The sequence below is a fragment of the Streptomyces sp. NPDC026589 genome, from assembly GCF_040638385.1.
Taxonomy (GTDB): domain Bacteria; phylum Actinomycetota; class Actinomycetes; order Streptomycetales; family Streptomycetaceae; genus Streptomyces.
On record NZ_JBEZYG010000023.1, the window covers coordinates 102660 to 125393 of the forward strand.

Consider the following 22734-nt stretch of genomic DNA (forward strand, 5'->3'; position numbering starts at 1 on the left):
GAACCGATGGTCGAGAAACGGATCCGCGAGATGTTCGCGGGGGCGGGTGCCGAGGGGTTGCTGCACGCGGTCCCCGTCGAGGCGGGACCGGGCGACGGGGAGGTGACCGTCGGCGCCGACGAGCCCGTCGTGGTCGCCTCGGTCTTCAAGGTGCTGCTGGTCCTGGAGTTCGCCCGACAGGTGGCCGCCGGCCAGCTCGACCCGCGTGAGCGGGTGCGGGTGACGGCGGCCGACCGGCTCGGCGGCTGGGGCACGGCGGGCTGTGCGGACGACGTCGAGCTGTCGCTGCGCGATCTGGCGTTCTTCGCCCTCTCGGTGAGCGACAACTCGGCGGCCGATCTGCTGCTGGCACGCGTCGGCCTGGACACGCTTCGGCTCCTCGCCGAGGAGCTCGGGCTCGACAGGACACGCGTCGTGGGTGGCCCCCGTGACGTACTGGAGTCGATGCTCGCCGAGGTCGGCGCGCGCGACGAGGCCGAGTTCGCCCTCCGGTACCCCGCGCTGCCGGACGACCGCAAAAGGCGCCTGGGCGTGCTGGATCCGCTGCGGACCAACGCGAGCACGCCCAGGGACGTCACCAGGCTGCTGCGCCTCGTCTGGCGGGACGAGGCAGGTCCGCCGGAAGCGTGCGCCCGGGTACGAGAACTGATGGCTCGTCAGGCGTTCCGGCACCGGCTGGTTTCGGGATTCCCCGACGAGGTGACGATCGCGGCCAAGACCGGGACCCTGCCCGGCCTGCACCTGGAGGCGGGGGTCGTCCGGTATCCCGACGGCGGCCGCTACGCGGTCGCCGTTTTCGCCCGTACGCGCGAGCTGGCCGCCTCACGCACGGCGGTGGACGCCGCGATCGGCGCCACGGCCCGGCTCGCCGTCGATTCCCTGCGGTGCAAAGGGTTCTGACGTGGAATCATATGCTTTCACGTATGACGCCACCCGAATTTTGATCTTGGACGAAGAGGGCCCTGTCCTGATCTCCTGACGCCATGAACGAGGACACAGACGTACAGCGTCCGCAGCGGCGCACCCAGGCATTCGGCCGACGCGCGGTGCTGCGCGGCGCCGCGATCGGCGCGGCGGCCCCGCTGCTCTCCGCCACGACCACCGCCGCCGCGGCGGGTCACGGGGCCCCGGCGGCCGGTTCGGCATCCTTCCGGTGGCTGGGCACCTCCGGCTGGCGCATCGACGTCGGCAGCCGGACGGTGCTCTTCGACCCGTACATCACCCGCTTCAAAACCGGCCTGTTCGACGGAGGGCTCAAGCCGGACACGAGGTTGAGGTCCGATCCCGCGCTGGTGCGGGAGCACGTCGGCAGCCCCGAGGTCGTCCTGGTCAGCCACGCGCACTGGGATCACATCGCCGACGTGCCGCACATCGCCAAGTCCACCGGCGCGCGGGTCGTCGGCACCGAGACGACGTTCCATCTGCTGGTCGCGTTCGGCGTCGACCCCGGTCAGATCTCGGTGGTCAAGGGCGGCGAGGTCCTGGACTTCGACGGCATCACCGTCCAGGTCGTGCCGAGCCTGCACAGCCGCAACAAGCGGCATTCCTACTTCGCCCCGGGCACGCTGAACGCTCCCCCGGCGGCGGCGCCGAGGACCATCTCCGATCTGCCGGAGGGCGACACCCTGGCCTTCCAGGTGACGGTGGGGAGCGGCGGCCCGTCGGCGTTCCTGATGGGCGCCAGCGACTTCTCCGAACAAGCCGTACGGGGACTGAGCCCCGACCTCGCGATGATCGCCGTACCGTCGAGCGCCGCCACGTTCCGCTATACGTCCCGGCTGCTGCACGCCCTGGACCGGCCGGGCGTCGTCGTTCCCGTCCACTGGGACAACTTCGAGGAGCCGCTGAGCCAACCTCCGCGCCGCGACCCGGTGATGGACCTGAGCGGGTTCGCCGCCCAGGTCCAGCGGGAGTCCCCGACGAGCCGCATCGTCGTCCCGGACTACCGCACGACGTACGGCGCGGACATGCGCGCCGGCACGTCCACCCCATAGGGGTGACGGATCAGCGGAGTCCGGCGAAGAGGTCCTTCTCGGGCAGGGCCGCGCCGGTGGAGTCCTGGACGCGTACGAAGGTCTCCGTGCCCATCAGGTCGCCGAACCTCTCCTTGCCCATCTTGACGAAGAAGATGTTGTCGCCCTGGCTGGCGTGCGCGGCCAGCGCGTCGAACTTCTGGCCGCTGAACGCGGTGGTGTCCACCCACGTGGTGACCTCGTCGTCGGGGAGGCCGATCCCGGTCATCGCGTCGGCCTCGGCCGGATCCGGCTGCCGCTCCGGCTCCGCGTCCGGCTGCGGCATGTCCTCGTGGAACTCGCGCATGGCCTCCCCGAACCGCCGCAGCATCGAGTGGGGCATCGTCGTCCAGTACACCTTCGGCGTCAGCTCGGTCATCTCCAGCGCCGCCATCGTGATGCGGTGGGCCTGGATGTGGTCGGGGTGGCCGTAGAAGCCGTTCTCGTCGTAGGTGACGACGACGTCGGGGCGGTAGTGCCGCATGAGTTCCGCGAGTCGGGCGGCGCCCTTCTCCACCGGGGTCTGCCAGAAGGATCCGGGGGCCTCGTTGCTCGGCCAGCCGATCATTCCGGAGTCGGCGTAGTCCAGCGTCTCCAGATCGCTGACCCCGAGGACCTCGCAGCTCGCCTCCAGCTCCCGACGGCGCATCGAGGCGACGGCCGCCGGGTCGTGTCCGGGGTCGCCCGGCTTGACACCCCCCGGCCCGTCACCGCAGCCGCCGTCGGTACACGTCACGAGAACCGTGCGGATGCCTTCCGCCGCGTACCGCGCCAGGACTCCTCCGGTTCCGGTCGCCTCGTCGTCGGGGTGGGCGTGCACGGCCATGAGAGTCAAGGGCCGGTCGGTCATGAAGGGGTCCTCCCGCAGAGATACGTCAAGATACGTCGAGATACGTCGTGGTTCGGGCCGGCGGCGAGCGTGCTACCGCGATCCCAGGGCCCGGATCCCGACGGGGCGGACGACCCAGCGGCCTCCGTGTCCCCCGCCGCACGGCGCCGGTCCCTCGAACGGTGCAACCGCGCCGACCCGGCCGGCTGTTCCCGACGGGGCCGACGATTCCCGACGGAGACCGCCCGCGGCCCCCTCGGGGCTCCGGTGCTGCGGCGACAGCGCACAATGAGCTGTCCCGGAGGCTCCGGCAGCCGAGGCCGGAGCGGAAGCGGGGCACGGGCGGCGGATCATGCCGGGCCGCGGGCCGACGGCCCGTACGACGACCCCGTTGTGCGGTGGCCGCCGCCCGGCCGCGACACGGCGCGATCCGCCGGACAGAACCTCAGGAGGGGAAGCGTGACCGAGACGAGCGACACCCGATCCGCCGCCAGTGAAGTGCCGGAGGCCCAGCGGAGCCGACTGCGGCGTCTGATGCGCTACGTCCCTCTGATCGCCCCCGTCCTCCTGTGGGCCGTGCCGTGCTGGGTCCTTCTGCACACCGGCCAGCGCTGGCCGCTGCCCGTCACCCTGACCGGCACCGCGCTGTTCGTCCTCGGCCTGGCCGTTATGCCGCTCGCGATGGTGCGCGGCCACGGCCGGCGCCAGCGGGACCGGGCGGCGATCATCGGTGACACGCTGCTGGGCGGCATCTGGGTCCTGTTCACCTGGTCCGTACTGCTCGGAGTCCTGCTCCGGCTCGCCCTGACCGTGGCCGGTGCGGGTGACGGGCAGGACCGGGCGCGCATCGTCACCTGGGCCGTCCTCGGCGTCGCCGCCGTGCTGCTCGTCTGGGGGTACGCCGAGGCCCGGCGCGTGCCGCGGGTGCGCCGCCTGGACGTTCGACTGCCGCGCCTGGGAGCCGGGTTGGACGGGACCCGGGTCGCCCTGATCACCGACACCCACTACGGTCCGCTCGACCGGGCCCGCTGGTCGGCGCGGGTCTGCGAGACGGTGAACACCCTGGAGGCCGACCTGGTCTGCCACACCGGCGACATCGCGGACGGCACCGCCGAACGCCGTCGCGCCCAGGCCGCACCGCTGGGCACCGTGCGGGCGACCCGGGCCCGTGTCTATGTCACCGGCAACCACGAGTACTACAGCGAGGCCCAGGGCTGGGTCGACCTGATGGACGAGCTGGGCTGGGAGCCGCTGCGCAATCGCCATCTGCTGCTCGAACGCGGCGGTGACACGCTCGTGGTCGCCGGCGTCGACGACGTCACCGCCGAGTCCTCCGGACTGGCGGGCCACCGCGCCCACCTCGCCGGAGCCCTCCAAGGCGCCGACCCCGACCTGCCCGTGCTCCTCCTTGCCCACCAGCCCCAGTTCATCGACCGCGCGGCGGCCCACGGCATCGACCTCCAGCTCTCCGGCCACACCCACGGAGGCCAGATCTGGCCCTTCCACTATCTGGTCCGCCTCGACCAGCCGGCCGTCGCCGGCCTCAGCCGCCACGGCGCTCGCACCCTCCTCTACACCAGCCGCGGCACCGGCTTCTGGGGCCCGCCCTTCCGCGTCTTCGCCCCCAGCGAGATCACCCTGCTCGTGCTCCGCTCCCCGCAGCCGGCCGACTGACGCGACGGGCGGTCAGGAGCAGGCCGGGCACAGGCCTCGGTAGGTGATCTCCACCGAGCCGACGGCGAACCCGAACCGCTCGGCCTCGGGCAGGTCGCCGAGGGCGTCCCCGACCGGGTGGACGTCGCGGACCGTGCCGCAGCCGGAGCACACCAGGTGCTGATGGGAGCGGCGCGCGTTCGGGTCGTAGCGCTTGGCCCGGCCCACGGTGGAGACCTCCAGCACCTCGCCGAGCGTGACGAGCTCCCCCAGCGTGTTGTAGACGGTCGCGCGGGAGATCTCGGGCAGCCTCGCGGCGGCCCGCTGGTGCACCTCGTCGGCCGTCAGGTGCACATGGTCACCGTCGAGGACCTCCGCGACGACACGCCGCTGCGAGGTCAACCGCCAGCCACGGCCCCGTAGCCGTCGAAGGAGGTCGCTCATCTCGTCACCTGCTCCGCTTCGCGGGGGACGCGCGGCCCCGGACGGATCCGAGGACGTCGCGTCCCGGCCACTATCGTTTTAGCGCACTTCTTGACTTGGACGAAGTCCATCGTAGGATCGATCCCGGCGACATCCAAGAGACAGGAAGACTCCGGTACGGCAGCAGAGAAACGCGGTGGGACACCGTCGGTCGACCGCGCGGCGCCGACCGAGCGCCGTCCTCGTCGCACCGCCGGGACCGCCCGGTCCCGTCCGTGGGACGTTCGGGCGGGCGCGGCGAGGCCCGGCATACCTCGTGCCCTTTCTGCGCGGACCGAATCCTCCTCCCCCCGTTCAGCGCCCCACGACCCACCGGGTCCGGAAGGATTGCCATGACCGAGAACCACGAGTCGCATGTCTTTGATCCCGTCACCCCGGATTCGCCCGAGACGGCCGTCCCCGAGGTGCCCGAGGCGCAGGCCGGCGGCTGCCCCGTGGCCCACGGTCGCGCGCCGCACCCCACGCAGGGCGGCGGGAACCGCCAGTGGTGGCCGGACCGCCTCAATCTGAAGATCCTTGCCAAGAACCCCGCCGTGGCGAACCCGCTCGGCGCGGACTTCGACTACGCGTCCGCGTTCCAGGCGCTCGACCTGCCCACGGTGAAGCGGGACATCGCCGAGGTGCTCACCACCTCGCAGGACTGGTGGCCGGCCGATTTCGGCAACTACGGGCCGCTGATGATCCGGATGGCCTGGCACAGCGCCGGCACGTATCGCATCAGCGACGGCCGCGGTGGCGCGGGCGCCGGTCAGCAGCGCTTCGCCCCTCTGAACAGCTGGCCGGACAACGGCAACCTGGACAAGGCCCGCCGTCTGCTGTGGCCGGTCAAGAAGAAGTACGGCCAGGCGCTGTCCTGGGCGGACCTGCTGATCCTCACCGGCAACGTCGCCCTGGAGACCATGGGCCTGAAGACCTTCGGCTTCGCCGGCGGCCGCGAGGACGTCTGGGAGTCGGAGGAGGACGTCTACTGGGGCCCGGAGACCACCTGGCTCGACGACGAGCGGTACACCGGCGACCGTGAGCTGGAGAGCCCGCTCGGCGCGGTCCAGATGGGTCTGATCTACGTCAACCCCGAGGGCCCCAACGGCAATCCGGACCCGGTCGCCGCCGCCCGCGACATCCGTGAGACCTTCCGCCGGATGGCGATGAACGACGAGGAGACCGTCGCCCTCATCGCCGGTGGCCACACATTCGGCAAGACGCATGGAGCGGGCCCGGCCGAGAGCGTCGGCGCGGACCCCGAGGGCGCCTCGATGGAGGAGCAGGGGCTGGGCTGGCGCAGCTCGTACGGGACGGGCAAGGGCGGGGACGCCATCACCAGTGGTCTTGAGGTGACCTGGACCAGCACCCCGACCACGTGGGGCAACGAGTTCTTCCATAACCTCTTCGCCTACGAGTACGAGCTGACCGAGTCCCCGGCCGGTGCGAAGCAGTGGGTCGCCAAGGGCGCGGAGGCGACCATCCCGGACGCCCACGACGCGTCGAGGAAGCACAAGCCGCAGATGCTCACCACCGACCTGTCGCTGCGCTTCGACCCTGCCTACGAGCAGATCTCGCGCCGCTTTTACGAGAACCCGGACGTGTTCGCGGACGCCTTCGCGCGCGCCTGGTACAAGTTGACGCACCGTGACATGGGCCCGATCCAGTGCTACTTGGGCGCCGAGGTGCCTTCCGAGGTGCTGCTGTGGCAGGACCCGCTGCCCGCGCGTACCGCTGAGCCGCTGGACGCCGAGGACATCGCCGCGCTCAAGGAGCAGGTGCTCGCCACGGACCTGACGGTGGCGCAGCTCGTCTCGGCCGCCTGGGCGTCGGCCGCGTCCTTCCGCGGCAGCGACAAGCGCGGCGGCGCCAACGGCGCCCGGGTCCGTCTGGAGCCGCAGCGCGGTTGGGAGGCGAACGACCCGGACGAGCTGGCCCAGGTCCTGCGGGCTCTGGAAGGTATCCAGGAGTCCTTCGACGCCAAGGGCGGCAAGCGGGTCTCGCTGGCCGACCTGATCGTCCTCGCGGGCAACGCGGCCGTCGAGCAGGCGGCCAAGGACGCCGGCGTCGAGGTGGAGGTGCCGTTCACGGCGGGCCGGGTCGACGCCACGCAGGACCAGACGGACGTCGAGTCCTTCGCCGCCCTGGAGCCCGTGTACGACGGCTTCCGCAACTACGCGGGCAAGAGCAGCCGCCTGCCCGCCGAGTACCTGCTCCTGGACCGGGCCAACCTGCTGACGCTGAGCGCCCCGGAGACCACGGTCCTGGTCGGCGGTCTGCGGGTGCTGGGCGCCAATTCCGGCGGCTCGAAGCACGGTGTCCTCACCGACCGCCCGGGCACGCTGACGAACGACTTCTTCGTGAACCTGCTCGACCTGGGCATCACCTGGAAATCGACGTCGGCGGCGCAGGACGAGTTCGAGGCCCGTGACGCGACCGGCCGGGTCAAGTGGACCGGTACCCGCGCGGACCTGGTCTTCGGCTCCAACTCCGAGCTCCGTGCCCTCGCCGAGGTGTACGCGAGCGACGACGCGCGGCAGAAGTTCGTGACGGACTTCGTCGCCGCCTGGAGCAAGGTCATGGACCTCGACCGCTTCGACCTGGTCTAGCGGCGCGGTCGGGGCCGCGCCGCCCGCGCGGCGCGGCCCCGACCACGGCGGCCGGGCGAGCCCGTCGGCGCGCCCGGCCGCTGTCCTGCTTGCTACCAGCCGGCCTTGACCGCGTTGTAGGCCGTCCGGCAATCGGCGTTGGTGGCATCCGCGGCCAGCTTCTCCATGGAGCTGCTCCAGACCTTCTTGGCCACCTTCTCCATGTCACGGGTGGCCGCGGGCACGTTCGGCGCGTGCTTCTTGATCGTCGCCAGCGAGGACCTGGCGAACTTGTTGCACACGGGTCCGGCGGCGTTCCGGTAGCGGGTGTCCAGGTCCGTCGCGACGGCCTGGCCGTTCTGGGTCGCCCAGGTGTTCCAGGCCGCGCACGCCGCTTCGGTGAACACGGCCTGGTCGGCCTCGCTCAGTCCCAGCACCTCGCCCAGCATCGCGTCCTTGGCCTTGTCGGGAACCGTGAAGTCCACGACGGGGAACTTGTCGAGGGTTTCGAGCAGCGCCTCCTGACACGCGGGAGGCAGCGGGGCCGCGGCGAGGGCGGTGGAGGGGGCGGCCAGCGCGGAGACGGACAGGAGTGCCGCGGTGAGGACGGTGCGCTGGGCGGTACGCGAAAGACGCATGGGGGCAGTGCTCCTCGTACGAGAGAGTGACGGTCCGGGCGCCGCGTCGGCGCCCGACGGCTACAGAACGATCACCGCTCGCGCAGGTCACGGGCCTTTCGCTGGGGCGGACGGTGGCACACAGGGTCGTCGGCCGTCCGTGCGACGAGGGGGCCGTCGGCCGTCCCGCGGCCGCGGCCGCGAGGGGACGGAACCCGTCTCCCACGTCCCGGTGGGAGCGCGTTCCGGGTCCGCCGGCGGAAGACCAGGAAGCCGGCCGTCGCGGCGCCGACGAGCCAGAGGCACTGGATCACGAGCCCCCGGACGGCCGACGCGTCGGAGAAGGCCGCGGCCATGCTCGCCTGCACGGCTCCGTACGTCGGGAGGAAGCGCACGACGGCGCTGTCGGACCCGGAGCTGGAGAGGGGATTCTGCAGGGCGACGTCGAGGATGCTGATCATCAGGATGGCGAACATGCCCTCGACCTCCCGGCGGAGCACCGATCCGAAGACCACGCCCAGCGCGCCGTAGGTCAGGGCCGCGCAGAACAGGGCGGCGGCGACGAGGAGGGGCTGTCGCGGCGGCCAGGCGAATCCGACGACGACCGTGGCGTACGCGGCGACGGCGACACAGACCAGCGTGAGCGCGGACAGCTTCGCGAGGACGAGGTGGTAGCGGGGGTAGCCCGCCATCGCCAGGCGGCGGTCGAAAGCGCCTCCCGTGAAGGTGGCCGCGAACATCATGAACCCGGCGATCAGGGTGACCGCGTTCAGCGCACCGGTGATCTGGGTGAGGTGGTTGCCGGGCGGGGACAGGATCTCGCCGGTGGCCCGGAGCCGGAACGGGGCCGGCTGGTCGGGAATGGTCACGTAGGCGAGGGCGATCCACACGGGGATGTACACGACCACCAGCAGCATCGCGAACCGGTTGCGGGCGTGCCCGGTCAACGCGTACCTGGACGCCGTGGCGAACAGGAACCAGTGCCGCCTCATGCCGCCGCCCCCGCAGGCCGCTCCTGGCGGTGGAGGCGCCCGTTCTCCAGGCGCCAGAGCACATCCAGCCGGTCGATGTCGTACGCCAGGTGCGAGACGACCAGCACCGAACGCCCTGCGTCGCGCAACCTCGTCGCCAGCTCCCAGAAGCGCAGGTACGTCTCCCAGTCGAAGCCCTGGTAGGGCTCGTCCAGCAGGAGCACGTCCGGGTCGTGCATGAGCGCCAGGGTCAGGTTCAGCTTCTGCCGCGAGCCGCCGCTGAGCAGGCCGGCACGCCGGTCGAGGTACTCGGTGAAGGCCAGGGCCTCCATCACCTCCTCGGCCCGCCGCAGGTCGGCGAGGCCGAACGCGGCCTTGAAGAGGTCGAGATGCTGGCGGACGGTGAAGGAGTCGTCCAGCACCACGGACTGCGGGCAGTAGCCGAACCTGCCGTGGTGCCGCACCGAGCCGCGGTCCGGCCCCAGTTCCCCGGAGAGGATCTTCAGCAGCGTCGTCTTGCCCGCGCCGTTCTCCCCGACGATCCCGGCGAGGGTGCCGGGCCGTAGCCGAAGGTCGACTCCCCGGAGAACGGCGTACTGCCGGTAGGAGTGGTGCACATCTTGGACGTCCATCGTCTCGCTCCGTCGTACCAGGTCTTTCCCGCACTCGCGGAACCGATCCGCTCGTGCCCAACGAGCCGGCCACGCGGCGGAAACGGCGCCGGAGACGCGCCCGTTCGCCCGGCGTCAACCCGGTGCACGACCCGTCACGCGTGCGACGGGACCACCGCGGAAACCGCTCCCGGCGCGGCGGCGGCCCCATAGCGTGACCGGGCTCGGAACGCTCGCGTCGGGGGCCTGGAGCCGTCGTCACGTACCCAAGAGGAAGGCCGGTCGGCCATGCGGAGAACGTGCGTGATCGGAGCGGGCCCGTCCGGCCTGGCGGCGAGCAAGGTCCTTGCCTCGCGCGGCCTTCCGTTCGACTGCTTCGAGGCGGGTTCGGGCATCGGCGGACTCTGGCGTTACGGCAACGACAACGGTATGTCGGGGGTGTACGCGTCGCTGCACGCGAACATCTCGAAGGAGAGCATGTCGTTCTCCTCGCTGGCGATGCCGGAGACCTACCCGGTCTTCCCGCACCACAGCAAGGTCCTCGCCTACCTGGAGCAGTACGCCGCCACGTTCGGTCTGCACCGGCACATCGCGTTCGGCACGGAGGTCACCTCCGTACGGCCCCTGGAGGACGGCGGCTGGGAGGTCGTCCGCCGGCGCCGTGGCGGGACGGAGACGTGGACACAGCGCTACACCGAGGTGGTGGTGGCCAACGGGCACCACTGGGACCCGCGGTTCCCGGACCCCGCCGTACCGGGAGCCGAGGAGTTCGAGGGCCCCGCTCTCCACTCGCACGACTACCGCTCCCCCGAGCCGTACGCGGGCCGGCGGGTCCTCGTGATCGGCATGGGCAACTCCGCGTGCGAGATCGCGGCGGAGGTCTCCCGTACGGCGGCGCGGACTTTCCTCTCCGCGCGCGACCCGGCGCACGTGTTCCCCAAGATGCTGCTCGGCCGGCCGGCCGACCACTTGGCGGGGAGCCCGCTGGCCGGCCTGCCGCGGTTCCTCAAGGAGCCGGCGATGGCGCTTCTCCTGCGGCTGACCCGTGGCGCCCCCGCTCATTACGGGCTTCCCGAACCGGTCCGTGGGCCCCTCGCCGCCCACCCGTCCACTTCGGACGAACTCCTCGTCCAGCTGGCCCGGGGCGCGGTCACCCCCAAGCCCGGCGTCAGCTCCTTCGGCCGGGACACGGCGTTCTTCGCGGACGGCAGCCGCGAGAGCGTGGACGCCGTGGTGTACGCCACCGGGTACGCCATCTCCTTCCCCTTTCTGGCCCCCTCCGTCTTCGCCGCCCCGGGCGGCCGCACGGAGCTCTATCTGCGCACGGTGCCGCCCCGGCTCCCCGGGCTCTACTTCATGGGACTCGCCCAACCCGCCGGCGCCGCTTTCCCGTTGCTCGAACCGCAGGCCGAATGGGTCGCCGACCTGATCGAGGGAGCGGTGCGGCTGCCGGCGCCGGCCGAGATGACTCGGGCGATCGCCCGCGCGCGGCGACAGCACGACAGGGCCTACGCGCCCACCTACCGTCACGGGATCGAGATCGACATCCGCACCTACCGGCGAGCCCTCCGGCGAGAAATCCGGGCAGGCAGGCGCCGGGCCCGCGGTGTGCTCCCGCCCCGGCCCGGGGCGAGCTCACCCGCGACCGTGTCCGGCGCCGTGTGATCCGCCCGACGCCGTGCGATCCGCCGGCCCGCAGCGTGCGGTCCGGTACGGGAGAGCTCCCGACCGGCTCACCCGGGCGTCGAGCTCTCCGCCAGCTCGCCCACGGCCTGCTCCCACAGCTCCGGCAGCAGCTCCCCCAGCGGGAGGGCGCGGTCGGCGACGAAGGACACCTCCGCCCAGTCGCCGAAGAACGACAGCCCCACGGCGAAGAGATGACCCGGCACGAGCAGGGGCAAAAGGGCGGTCCCCGTCACCTGCGTCTCCCCCAGGCTCCCCTTGTCGGCGAGCGGCATGGAGGTGGCCATGACGTTGGTGACGCGTGGCGAGAGCACCCTGCGCAGGTACCACGCGGTGGGGCCGTCCGGCATGAAGCGCACCAGGTCCTGCATGGCCTGCCGCCAGGTCTCGCCCCGCAGCTTCCGGGTCGTCGCCATGACCTGATCCAGTCGGCGCAGGGGCTCCTCACCGTCCCGGGAACCGTCCGGGTGTCCCGGGACGGTCCGCACGGGTAGTTCCAGCGGCAGGGCGAAACAGCGGTTTCCCCACGTCTGTTCCTCGTCGGCGCGTCGTGCGTCGACGGGCAGTACGGCCGTCACCCGGGGAAGCGGCACCCCGGCGCGGGCCGACCAGACCGACAACGCCCCGGAAAGCGCCGCCAGATGCACGTCGTGGGCCGAGCCGCCCCGCCCGGCGCCGATCCGGCGGAGGGTGTCCACCGGTGCCCGGCCCCGCCACAGCCGCCGCTCCCCGGAGGGTGCGAAGGCCGCGTCCGGGCGGTGACCGCGAACGGCCAGGGAGCCGACCACGAACCTCGTGGCCAGCCCGACGGCCGCGCCGACCCGCCGGGGCACCCCGGACGGACGGTTCCGGCCCGGTACCGGGCGCGCCGACGGCTCCCCCTCACCCAGCATGGCCCGGAAGGTCATGGCGGCGGCCGAACCGTCCTGGCAGGCGTGGTGGAAGCGGTAGCAGACGGCGTACGCGTCGGGGTCGTGGCCGTGGACCAGCCAGACCCCCCAGTAGCAGCCGGGGGCGAACGGGGCGTTGAGCGCGGTGTGCAGGGCGGAGTCCCGGGCGCCGGGTCCGTCGGCGACCACCTCGTGCACATGCCGGTCGACGGCGAAGTCCGCGTCCGGCTGCCACCGGGACCGCCGGCCTCCCTCCACCCGGCTGGTGAGCAGGGGCAGTTCGCCGAGGCGGTATCCCACGTACGCGCGAAGGTCCGCCAGGGCCGGGGGCGGACCACTGAGATACGCGACGCCGCCCGCGTCCCAGCGGACATCGGGCCGCCGGCGCTCCAGCTTGAGGAACGCGCGGTCGACCGCGTGGGTGGAGTGGCGGGGCGAGGGAATCGGCCGATCGGGCCGATCGCGTCGGGCGGAGCGGTCGGACGGGGCGGTCAGGGTGGGCTGCTCGGGGTCAGGCATGGGACTTCTGGGCTCCGATTCGGTCCGGTGGTAATCGCGTTGCTGACAGGCGGGACGGAGAAGCGGGGGGAAAGGCCGAGGCGGAAAGGCGGGAGCGGAAAGGCCGAGGCGGAAAGGCAAAGGCGCGGAGAGGCAGGGAAGCGGAGGGACGCGAGCGGGCGGTGGCAGGAGGCCGTCACCCCCGGGCCGGCCGGCCCGAGAAAGCCGCCCGGGCCATGCGACCGCAGCACGCCGTCGGAACCGACCGCCCATCAGGATGACCACCGGACGGGGCGGGTCCGTGCGGGGTCCGCCCGCCGCTCCTGGCCCAGCGGCCTGATCCGGGTCCGCCCCGCGGCCGCCGGCCCGCCCGGTCCCGGGCCCCCCGTGGATCCCGTGCCCGTGCCCCGGCGGGTCCCCGACCCACGCACCGTCTTCCGCGGTCGGCATGGCGACCCGTGGCGAGGGTGATCCGGATCCTCGGCGGCGGGTTCCCTCGAAAGAGGGACGGGGCTCGGATCACCACCGTGGACCTCCGGCCGTGTCCGGCCGCCGCGCGGGCCGGAGCCGCTCGGCCGACGGCGTTCCGCGCCCCGGGCCGTGCACAAGCGCACCGGCCGCGCCGCTCCGTACTTCGTTCGGGTGAGCGGGAGGAATCGGGGCGCCTGTGCCGTTCGCCGTCTGCCATTGTGTGCCGTGCGCCGGAGATCACCGGGCTGCGAGGCCCGAGAAACCCCCGTCGGACGGGGCACCGGAGAGCCGGCGAGCACCGGCCGCACCGGATCGGCCGACCGTGCGCGGTGCGATCGTCGTCACGATCCGCGATCCGCGATGCGCGGGACGGCCGGTGACATACCGCCGCCCCCGCGCCCGCACCCGGCCGCCGCAACGGCGCCACTCCGTCTCCGCCCTCCGCACCCGGTCAGGGACCGCCCCTCTCACCGCCCTTGGAGCCACGCTCGTGCACGTCGCACTCACCGGCGCCACCGGATTCCTCGGACTGCGTCTGCTGCGTCGCCTGCTCGCCACGCACCGGTCGGTGACCGTCCTGGCCCATGCCGGGTCGGGGAACGCCCTGCACCGCATCACCCGGTTCTTCGAACTGACCGGTTCGCCGGAGGCCTGCCTCGACCGGCTCCCCGGACGGCTGCGGGTGGTGGAGACCGACCTGGCGCTGCCGCGGCTGGGCCTGTCCGCACGGACGTTCCAGAGGCTGGCCGACGGCCTCGGCGAGATCTGGCACAGCGCGGGCAGCATCAATCTGGAAGGCGACCTTCCCGAGCTGCGACGGACCAACGTCGAAGGAACCCGGCACGTACTGGAATTGGCGGCCGCCGGTCGCGGCGCCCCCCTGATCCGCCATGTGAGCACCGCGTTCGTGGCCGGTGGCCGGCGCACCGGGGTCGCGTACGAGGACGAGCTGAACGCCCCCGACGGCTTCGAGAACGCCTACGAACGGTCCAAGTACGAGGCGGAGCAGCTGGTTCACGGCTGGTCCCGGGAGCACGGCCGCCCGGCCCTGGTCCTGCGACCGGGCATCCTGGTCACCGACCGCCCGCCGCACCCCGAGCTGCCCTCGCACCCGTTGCAGGTCGTCGAGCGCATTCTGCGCGACGCGCTGGGCCCCACCGGGTCGGGCGACCGGCTCCGGGTCCGGACGGTGGGACATCCGCACGGCCGGCTGAACCTCCTGCAGGTGGAGCACGCTGCCGACGTCATGGTGCGGCTGGCCGGGTTGCCGCCGTCGGGCGGGGTCGACACGTACCACGTCGTCCATGACCGCGATGTGCCCGTACCCACGGTCGTGGAGCTCCTGGAACGGCTGGTCCCGCTCTCGATCGACCTGGTCTCCGCCAAGCCGGACGACCCGTCGGCGTTGGAGGCGCTGCTCGACTTCTACCCGGGCATGACGGCCTACCTCGCCCATCGGCGACGGTTCGACGACACCCGGGTCAGGACCCGGCTCGGGCCGTCGGCGGCCTCCGCCCCGGTGGGCCTCGACTACCTGTGGTCCGGGCTGGCCCCCCGGGGCGGGGCCCTGCCCCGGTCTCCGGGCGTACCCCCGGCCCCTCTCCCGTCCGCCCGGTACGCCTGACCAGCCGCCGACCCATCCCGTTGGAGCCTCCCCGTGTCCGTCCTCACCGCTCTCGGCCCGCCTGCCGCCTCCTTGCCGGTCTTCTCGCCCGAGGGGATCACGGCCCGTGTCCGGCAGATCCGGGAACCCGTGCACATCGTCAGCGGGCCGGACGGCCGGGAGCTGGGGGTCGCGACCGGCGCCGCGCCCGCAGGTCCGGTGCTCGGCACGCTGCCGCCCCTGTACCCCGAATGGCTCGGCGGCCGTACCTTCTGCGAGGCGCACGGCGTCCGTTTCCCGTATGTCGCGGGGGAGATGGCGAACGGCATCGCGACCACCCGGATGGTCTCCGCGATGGCCCGGGCGGAGATGATCGGCTTCTTCGGCGCGGGCGGTCTGGCTTACCCCGACGTGGAGCGGGCCGTGCACACACTGGTGCGGGAGCTGGGGTCCCGCTCGAACTGGGGCGTCAACCTCATCCACTCACCGGCCGAACCCGCACTGGAGTTGCGCGTCGCGGAGCTGCTGCTGCGTCGCGGTGTTCCCCGGATCTCGGCGTCGGCGTTCATGGAGCTGACCCCGGCGGTCGTCCTGTGCTCGGCGCACGGGCTGCGCCGGGGCCCGGACGGCGCCGTCGTCCGGCGTACGCGCCTGTTGGCGAAGGTCTCCCGGCCCGAGGTGGCCGAGAGGTTCCTCTCCCCCGCGCCGCCCGCGCTGCTGGACTCCCTCGTCGCCCAGGGGAAACTGACCCGCCAGGAGGCGTCTCTGGCGGCGCTGGTGCCGGTGGCCGAGGACATCACCGTGGAGGCGGACAGCGGCGGGCACACCGACAACCGGCCGTTGTCGGTCCTGCTGCCGAGAATCGCCGCGCTGCGTGACGCGCTGTGCCGGCGGTTCGGTTACCGTCGGCCGGTCCGGCTCGGTGCGGCCGGCGGTCTCGGCACCCCGGACGCGGTGGCCGCCGCCTTCGCCCTCGGCGCCTCCTATGTGGTCGTCGGGTCGGTGAACCAGACGGCCGTCGAGGCGGGCCTGTCCGACGCGGCCAAGGCGATGCTCTGCGACGCGGACGTATCCGATGTGGCCATGGCGCCGGCGGCCGACATGTTCGAGCTGGGTGTGAAGCTCCAAGTGCTCTCCCGGGGCACGATGTTCGCCCGGCGGGCTGCTCGGCTCCATGCGGCGTACCAGGCCCATGGATCGCTGGAGGAGATCCCGTCCGCGCTGCGCGCCACCATCGAACGCGACGTGCTGCGCGCCCCGTTCGACGAGATCTGGCTCCACGCTCGCACGTTCTGGGAGCAGCGCGATCCCGCGGAGATCACCCGTGCGGAGGCCGACCCGAAACACCGTATGGCCCTGGTCTTCCGCTGGTATCTGGGCAGTTCCAGCCGGTGGGCGATCACCGGGGAGGAGTCGCGGCGGGCCGACTTCCAGATCTGGTGCGGGCCGGCGATGGGCGCGTTCAACCGGTGGGTGGCCGGCTCGTTCCTGGCCGATCCGGCGCACCGGTCCGTGGTGCGGATCGGACTCAATCTGTTGGAGGGGGCCGCCGTGCTCACACGCGCCCATCAACTGCGCACGTACGGCGTCCCCTTGCCGGCCGAGGCGTTCACCTACACCCCGTGCGAGCTGGCGTGAGCGGCCTCGGCGCCACCGGGGCGTCGGTACCGAGCGTGCGGCCCCGAGGAGAGAACATGTCCGAGTCCGTCCCCCGTCAACTCCCCATCGCCGTGGTCGGCGTGGGGGCCCTGGTGCCGGGCGCCACGGACGCGGCGGGCTACTGGCGGATCGTGACCGGTGGCCGCGACCTGATCACCGAGGTGCCCGCCACCCGCTGGCGCGTGGAGGACCACTACGACCCGGATCCGGCCGCCCCCGACAAGACGTACGCCCGCCGGGGCGCGTTCCTTCCCGAGGTGGACTTCGATCCGATGGCGTACGGGGTGCCGCCCGCCAATCTGCCGGCGACGGACACCTCCCAGCTGCTCGCCCTGATGGTCGCCGACCAGGTGCTGACGGATACCGGCGGCCCGGCCGGGGTGGACCGTGACCGGACCGGCGTCGTCCTCGGCGCGGCGGCTCTCGAACTCCTTCCGCACATGTACGGGCGCGCCCACCGCCCCGCCTGGCTCGCGGGGCTGCGGGAGAGCGGACTCGACGAGACCGAGGCGCAAGCCGTGTGCGACCGCATCGCGGCCCGTTTCGAGCCGTGGCGCGAATCGACCTTCCCCGGGCTGCTCGGCAACGTCGTCGCGGGCCGGATCGCCAACCGGTTCGATCTGCACGGCATCAACCACACCACCGACGCCGCCTGTGCCAGCTCGCTCGCGGCTCTGTCGACGGCCGTCGGTGAACTGTCGCTGGGCCGGGCCGACCTGGTGATCAGCGGGGGCGTGGACACCGGGAACGACATCGGCATGTTCCTGTGCTTCTCCAAGACGCCCGCGCTGTCCCCCACCGGCGACTGCCGGCCGTTCTCGGCCGCGGCGGACGGCACCATGCTCGGGGAAGCGGTCGTCATGTACGCGCTGAAGCGGTTGTCCGACGCGGAGCGTGACGGCGACCGGATCCACGCGGTGATCCGGGGTATCGGCACCTCGTCCGACGGCAGGAGCACGGCGATCTACGCGCCGCTGCCCGAGGGCCAGGAACGAGCCCTGCGACGCGCCTACGAGGAAGCCGGCTACGGGCCGGAGACCGTGGAGCTGGTCGAGGCGCACGGAACCGGCACGAAGGCCGGAGACGCCGCCGAACTGGCGGCGCTGCGTACGGTGTTCGGAGGGTCGGGGCGCCCGGACGGGCAGTGGTGCGCGATCGGTTCGGTCAAGTCGCAGATCGGCCACACCAAGTGCGCGGCGGGCGCGGCGGGCCTACTCAAGGCGGTCATGGCCCTGCACCACAAGGTGCTGCCGCCGACGGTCAAGGTGGAGCGGCCGAACCCGGCGGCCGCCGCCCCGGAAGGCCCGTTCTACGTCAACACCGAGACCCGCCCGTGGGTCAGGCCGGCCGGCCATCCGCGGCGGGCGGCGGTGTCGAGTTTCGGTTTCGGCGGGAGCAACTTCCACGTCACGCTGGAGGAGTACGCGCCCTCGGGCGGTCCGGGGCGCCCGGCCCTGCGCCACCGCACGGCGCCGAGCGAGCTCGTCCTGTTCGGTGGCGACTCCCCGTCGGACCTGATGGCGCCCCGGACGGACGACGATCGTCCCCTGGCCGGCCTGGCACGGGAGAGCCAGGCCGCCTTCTCCCCCTCCGCCCGGGTGCGGCTGGCCGTCGTGGCCACCGACGCCGAGGACCTGCGGGAGAAGTACGCGCAGGCGCTCGCCCGGATCCGGCGGCACCCCGACGCGGCGTTCTCGACGCCCACCGGGGTCCGGTACGCGTCCGGGGAGCCCGCGCCCGGCCGTATCGGTTTCCTCTTCCCGGGCCAGGGGTCCCAGTACGTCGGGATGGGAGCCGGTCTCGCGATGCTGGCGCCGGGCGCCCAGGCCGTGTGGGACCGGCTGGGCGGCGCCCGCTTCGACGGGCGGCCCCTGCACCGGGTCGTGTTCCCGCCGCCCGCCTTCACCGACGGGGAACGCGCCGCCCGGCGGACCCTGCTGGATGCCACCGAGTGGGCGCAGCCCGCGCTGGCGGTGCACGCGCTGGCCCTGCTGGAGGTGGTGCGGGGGCTGGGGCTGCGGCCGGACTGCGTGGCGGGCCACAGCTTCGGCGAGCTGGTGGCGCTGGCGTGCGCCGACGCGCTGGACGCGGAGTCCCTGGTGGGGCTGGCCCGTCACCGCGGCGAGCTGATGCGGGACGCGGCGGGGGCCCCGGGCGCGATGCTGGCGGTGGCGGCGGACCGTACGCACGTGGCCGGGTTACTGGCCAGTGGCGGGTTCGGCGACCTCTGGCCGGCCAACCACAACTCCCCGCGCCAAGTGGTGCTCTCGGGATCGGTGGAGGCGGTCGCACGCGCCGAGAAGGCGTTCTCGGCCGAGGGCGTCGGCACCCGTCGGCTGGCCGCGTCGACGGCCTTCCACAGCCCGCTGGTCGCCCCGGCCGTCGAGCCGCTCGCCGCGTACCTGCGCACGGTCCCGCTCGCGGAGCCCCGGATCGAGGTCTACGGCAACGCGGACGCGGCGCCGTACCCCTCGTCCCCCGATGAGGTGCGCCGCCGGATCGCCGGTCATCTCGCCTCCCCGGTGCTCTTCCAGGACCAGATCGAGGCGATGTACGCGGCGGGGGTTCGCACCTTCGTCGAGATCGGCGCGGGCGCCACGCTGACCGGGCTGGTCCACCAGATCCTCGGCGACCGCGAGCACGCGGCCGTCCCCCTGGACCGGCGGGACCGGCCCGGTGCCGACACCCTGCACGCCGCGCTCGGCGAGCTCGCCGTACGCGGCGTCCCCCTCGATCTCGACACGCTCTGGGCACCGTACGCCCCGCCCGGAGCCCCGGCGAAGGAGCGCGAGCCCCGCATGACGGTGAAGATCAGCGGAGCGAACCACGGCCAGTCGCCGCCGACCCGCGCCGAGCCCGCCGAGCTGTCGCCCGCTCCGGCGCCTGAGCCCCGGCACCGACCGCTGCCCGCCCCCGTGCCCGTACCCACGTCCCTGTCCACGTCCGACACCCCGGCGGTCCCCATGCCCGCGCACGTCCCCTCCCCGTCCCACGCCCAGCAGGCTTCGGCATACGAGGCCGACCCCGGTGAGACCGCCGGAGTCGGGCCCACCGTCGGCGGCGACTGGTTCGCCGCCGTCGAGAGCATCCAACGGCAGACGGCGGAGACCCACGCGGTCTGCCAGCGCCTCCTGACAGACAGCCATCTGGCGTTTCTCCGGATGACGGAGACGACCCTGACCGCGATGCTCGGCGCGCCGAACCCGGCCGTGGACGGGGACGCTTCGGCTCCCGCGCTCCCACTGCCGCTCCCCCGCTCCTCGTCACCGCGGCACGTGCCGGCGCCGCCCATGACGCCGTCGGCTCCGGTCGTGACCGTCGTCCCGGCTCCGGCGCCCACGCCCGCTCCGGTCACACCCACCCACCTCGCACCCGCGGCCGCGGCGGCCCCGGCGGCGCCTTTCCCCGCGCGGGAGACGGCTGCCGCTCCCGTGGACGACGCTCCCGTCGTCGACACGGTGTCGCTGTCACCGTCGGAGCTGGAGGAGTTGCTCCTGTCGGTGGTGGCCCGCCTCACCGGCTATCCCACCGCCATGCTCAACCTGGACATGGAGCTGGAGGCCGATCTGGGCGTCGACTCCATCAAGCGCGTCGAGATCCTGTCGGCGGTGCGCCGGCAGGTGGGCGACGTGGCGACGGGGGACCCCGGGCAGCTCGGCAGGCTCCGTACGCTGCGCGAGATCGTCGAGGCGCTCAGCGGAGACCCCCGGCCTCCCCGGACCCCGGAGCCGGATGTCCGGGCCGGGCAGCACTCCGTGGCGGCCGGGACCCCGGCCGTCCGCGCGCCGTCCACCCCGTCCGCGCCGTCCGCCCCCGACGACGGGGCGGGTGAGCGTACGCCGCTGACGCGGCTGGTACCGCGTCTGGTGGAGTCGCCCGCGTCCGGGCTGACCACGGCGGGACTGCTGGACGGGCCCGTCACGGTGACCGGCGGAGGCCCGGGCGAGTGCTCGATCGCCGGCCTGGTGGCCCGGAAGCTGAAGGTACGCGGCGTGGCCGCCACCGCCGTGGCGGACGTGCCCGAGGACGCCCGCGGCGTCGTCCACCTCGGCGGACTCACCGCGGGCGGTACGCCCGACGAGGCGCGGGAGGTCCACCGGTCGGCGCTCCGCTCGGCACGCGCGGTGGCGCCCCGGGCCGCCGGGGGCGGGGGGCTGTTCGTGACCGTCCAGGACACCGGGGGCGACTTCGGGCTCGGAGGACACGCGCCCGGCCGCGCGTGGCTGGGCGGGGTCGCCGCTCTGGCCAGGACCGCGGCGAAGGAGTGGCCGGACTCCTCGGTCAAGATCGTCGACTGCGAGCGGGGCGGCCGGGACGACGAGGAGGTCGCCGAGGCGATCGTCGGGGAGCTGCTCGAAGGCGGGGCCGACCTGGAGACGGGCCTCCGCGCGGACGGCACGCGCGCCCTCCTGCGGATGGAGCCCGAGCCGGTCAGGCCCAGTGGCACCCGGCGGATCTCCGGCGCTTCCGTGATCGTGGCCACCGGAGGGGCCCGCGGGGTGACCGCGGCGGCCCTGCTCGACCTGGCCAGGACCCACCGTCCGCGGATCGTGCTGCTCGGGAGGACGGAGTTGGCCGCCGAGCCGGCCGGACTGACGTCGGCCACCGACGGACCGGCGCTCACCCGGCTGCTCGCGGAGCGGGCCCCGGACGCGGCGGACTCCTCGCCCGCCCGGATCGCGGAGCGGGCCCGGGAGATTCTGGCCGCGCGCGAAGTGCGGGCGACACTGGCAGAGTTGGAGGCCGCCGGATCACCCGCCCGGTACGTCCGGGTGGACGTCCGCGACGGTGACGCGCTCGCGGCTGCTCTGCGCACCGTGCGCGCGACGTGGGGGCCGGTCACCGGCATCGTCCACGGTGCTGGGGTGCTGGCGGACAAGCTGATCGTCGACAGGACCGACGAGCGGGCCGAGTCGGTCATGGCGACGAAGGTGGACGGCCTGCGGGCGCTGCTGGCGGCGACGGCGGACGACCCACTGGACATGATGCTCCTGTTCTCGTCGGTGGCCGCCGTGTTCGGCAACGCGGGGCAGAGCGACTACGCGATGGCCAATGAGGTCCTCCTCCACGTCGCGTCGGCCGAACAGGCCCGTCGGCCCGGCTGCCTGGTGCGGTGTGTGGCCTGGGGGCCCTGGCAGGGCGGCATGGTCACCCCGGCCCTGGCCGGGCACTTCGGCCGGTCCGGGGTTCCGCTCATCTCCCTGGCCCAGGGGGCCGCGGCCTTCACGGCCGAGGTGGACGGTGACGCCGGCGAGGCCCGCGTGGTCCTGGCGGCGGGAGACGATCCGGCGGCCCTGGCCCCGGCGGGCGACCTGCGGCGCGCGCAGGTGCTGGTCCGCTCGGACACCCTGCCGCAACTGGCCGACCACGCGCCCGCCGGTGTTCCGGTGCTGCCCGTGGCCCTGGTCCTGAACTGGTTCGCGGGCGCGGCCACGGCCTGGCTGCCGGCTGCCGGGCGGCTCGTCCTGCGTGATCTGCGGGTGTACCAGAAGTACGCCCTGCCGGAGCTGTCCGGCCCGGGCCACCGGCTCACCGTGCTCGGCAGCAGAGGCGCGCCCGGTGCACCGTCGGGTCTGGACGCGGAGCTGCGGGGCGAGGACGGCCTGGCGCACTTCCGGGCTGTGCTGGACACCGGGACAGGGGGGACCGGCACGACCGTGTGGGACACCGGGGCCGGGAATCCCGACGTGACCGCGTGGGACACCGGGACAGGCGAACCCGACGCGACCGCGTGGGACACCCCGGACGGTCTGAAGCCTCTCGACCGGGCCACGCCCTACGACGGAGAGGTCCTCTTCCACGGCCCCCGGTTCCACGCCCTGCGCACGGTGCGCGGCGTGTCGGAGCACGGGGCGGAGGCGACCGTCGCGGGCGTGCGGGCCCTGGGCTGGGCGGACGAGCACGGCCCGCTCGATCCGGCGGCCGTGGACGGCGCGCTGCAACTCGCCCTGCTCTGGGGCGAGAAGGCACTCGGGGCAGCCACGCTGCCGATGGCCGTCGCCGAGTGCAGGCTGCACCGGCGCGGCCCGGTGGACGGCGCCGTGCGCTGTGTGGTGCGGGCACGGAAGGCGCACGACACCGGGGCGCGCTGCGACGCGGCACTGATCGACGCCGACGGGTCCGTCCTGGTGGAGCTGATCGGGGTCGAGCTCGTCGTCCGCCCCTCCTGACCCACCCTGACCCATCC

14 protein-coding genes are annotated in these 22734 nt (G+C 73.3%); 8 read left to right on the plus strand and 6 right to left on the minus strand.

Annotated features, from left to right (window positions below; genetic code table 11):
• Window positions 1-6: 6 nt before the first annotated feature.
• On the plus strand, window positions 7-900 hold the full coding sequence (locus AB0F29_RS31915) for a serine hydrolase (protein WP_361879417.1): 894 nt from the start codon (window positions 7-9) through the stop codon (window positions 898-900).
• An 83-nt stretch (window positions 901-983) separates the two neighbouring features.
• Window positions 984-1994, plus strand: a complete 1011-nt coding sequence (locus AB0F29_RS31920; protein ID WP_361879420.1) for an MBL fold metallo-hydrolase — start codon at window positions 984-986, stop codon at window positions 1992-1994.
• Window positions 1995-2004: 10 nt separating this feature from the next.
• On the opposite strand, the gene AB0F29_RS31925 is transcribed toward AB0F29_RS31920, so the two are convergent.
• Window positions 2005-2862, minus strand: coding sequence for a PIG-L family deacetylase (locus AB0F29_RS31925; protein WP_361879423.1), 858 nt, complete (start codon window positions 2860-2862; stop codon window positions 2005-2007).
• A 438-nt stretch (window positions 2863-3300) separates the two neighbouring features.
• Between AB0F29_RS31925 and AB0F29_RS31930 the strand changes: the two genes are divergently transcribed.
• Window positions 3301-4515 carry a metallophosphoesterase gene (locus AB0F29_RS31930; RefSeq protein ID WP_361879426.1) on the plus strand — a complete coding sequence of 405 codons (1215 nt, stop codon included), beginning with the start codon at window positions 3301-3303 and terminating at the stop codon, window positions 4513-4515.
• Window positions 4516-4527: 12 nt separating this feature from the next.
• Here AB0F29_RS31930 and AB0F29_RS31935 read toward each other — a convergent pair whose 3' ends face one another.
• Window positions 4528-4938, minus strand: a complete 411-nt coding sequence (locus tag AB0F29_RS31935) for a transcriptional repressor (RefSeq protein WP_361879428.1) — start codon at window positions 4936-4938, stop codon at window positions 4528-4530.
• 371 nt (window positions 4939-5309) lie between these two features.
• Between AB0F29_RS31935 and katG the strand changes: the two genes are divergently transcribed.
• Window positions 5310-7565, plus strand: a complete 2256-nt coding sequence (katG, locus tag AB0F29_RS31940; RefSeq protein WP_361879431.1) for a catalase/peroxidase HPI — start codon at window positions 5310-5312, stop codon at window positions 7563-7565.
• Window positions 7566-7657: 92 nt separating this feature from the next.
• On the opposite strand, the gene AB0F29_RS31945 is transcribed toward katG, so the two are convergent.
• From AB0F29_RS31945 to AB0F29_RS31955, 3 genes are all read right to left on the minus strand, one after another.
• On the minus strand, window positions 7658-8182 hold the full coding sequence (locus AB0F29_RS31945) for a hypothetical protein (RefSeq protein ID WP_361879434.1): 525 nt from the start codon (window positions 8180-8182) through the stop codon (window positions 7658-7660).
• A 71-nt stretch (window positions 8183-8253) separates the two neighbouring features.
• Window positions 8254-9153: an ABC transporter permease gene (locus AB0F29_RS31950; protein ID WP_361879437.1), complete on the minus strand. Its 900-nt coding sequence runs from the start codon at window positions 9151-9153 to the stop codon at window positions 8254-8256.
• On the minus strand, window positions 9150-9764 hold the full coding sequence (locus AB0F29_RS31955; RefSeq protein ID WP_361879440.1) for an ABC transporter ATP-binding protein: 615 nt from the start codon (window positions 9762-9764) through the stop codon (window positions 9150-9152). Before AB0F29_RS31955 ends, AB0F29_RS31950 begins: the two co-directional genes overlap by 4 nt.
• A 282-nt stretch (window positions 9765-10046) precedes the next feature.
• On the opposite strand from AB0F29_RS31955, the gene AB0F29_RS31960 reads away from it, so the two are divergent.
• Entirely contained in the window at window positions 10047-11408 is a 1362-nt protein-coding gene (locus AB0F29_RS31960; RefSeq protein ID WP_361879443.1) for an NAD(P)-binding domain-containing protein, read from the plus strand.
• A 68-nt stretch (window positions 11409-11476) separates the two neighbouring features.
• Here AB0F29_RS31960 and AB0F29_RS31965 read toward each other — a convergent pair whose 3' ends face one another.
• On the minus strand, window positions 11477-12835 hold the full coding sequence (locus tag AB0F29_RS31965) for a wax ester/triacylglycerol synthase domain-containing protein (protein WP_361879446.1): 1359 nt from the start codon (window positions 12833-12835) through the stop codon (window positions 11477-11479).
• A 940-nt stretch (window positions 12836-13775) separates the two neighbouring features.
• Here AB0F29_RS31965 and AB0F29_RS31970 point away from each other — a divergent pair.
• Genes AB0F29_RS31970 through AB0F29_RS31980 form a run of 3 tightly spaced genes read left to right on the plus strand, consistent with a single transcriptional unit; the run spans window position 13776 to window position 22717 of the window.
• Window positions 13776-14909: an SDR family oxidoreductase gene (locus tag AB0F29_RS31970; RefSeq protein ID WP_361879448.1), complete on the plus strand. Its 1134-nt coding sequence runs from the start codon at window positions 13776-13778 to the stop codon at window positions 14907-14909.
• 33 nt (window positions 14910-14942) lie between these two features.
• The gene (locus tag AB0F29_RS31975) at window positions 14943-16526 is read left to right on the plus strand and encodes a PfaD family polyunsaturated fatty acid/polyketide biosynthesis protein (RefSeq protein WP_361879451.1); all 1584 of its coding nucleotides are present in this window, start codon (window positions 14943-14945) and stop codon (window positions 16524-16526) included.
• Between the two features lie 56 nt (window positions 16527-16582).
• Window positions 16583-22717 carry an SDR family NAD(P)-dependent oxidoreductase gene (locus tag AB0F29_RS31980; RefSeq protein WP_361879454.1) on the plus strand — a complete coding sequence of 2045 codons (6135 nt, stop codon included), beginning with the start codon at window positions 16583-16585 and terminating at the stop codon, window positions 22715-22717.
• Window positions 22718-22734 lie beyond the last annotated feature (17 nt).